This window comes from Oceanobacillus alkalisoli (genome assembly GCF_021556485.1).
Lineage (GTDB): Bacteria > Bacillota > Bacilli > Bacillales > Amphibacillaceae > Oceanobacillus > Oceanobacillus alkalisoli.
In genome coordinates, this window is record NZ_JAKGBW010000056.1 from 1 (window position 1) to 340 (window position 340).

General features: G+C 52.9%; 1 protein-coding gene. It reads left to right on the top strand.

Features of this window, described 5'->3' with window-relative positions; all coding sequences use genetic code 11:
• The coding region (locus LZD48_RS19340; RefSeq protein WP_235764138.1) for an endosulfine family protein at positions 1-328 on the top strand (328 nt) is incomplete at its 5' end.
• Between the last annotated feature and the right edge of the window lie 12 nt (positions 329-340).

Consider the following 340-nt stretch of genomic DNA (forward strand, 5'->3'; position numbering starts at 1 on the left):
GAAAGAGCAAGGAAACCTCACCAACGAGGCAGAGAAGTCAATGCCATCATCACAGCAGGAGGAGGCTGTTGTAAAGAAGAAGTATGGAGGGCTCATGCCAAAGAAACCACCTCTCATTTCCAAGGATCATGAGCGAGCATACTTTGACTCAGCTGATTGGGCTCTTGGAAAGCAAGGTGTTGCGAAGCCAAAGGGACCCCTGGAAGCCCTTCGTCCCAAGTTACAGCCAACGCAGCAGCAGACACGTTACAGGAAGTCTCCATGTGCTCCATCTGAGGGTGGTGAAGATGGAGGAGCTGCTCAGGCCGAGGGAGGTTCAGGCAACTGAGGCGTAGAGAGA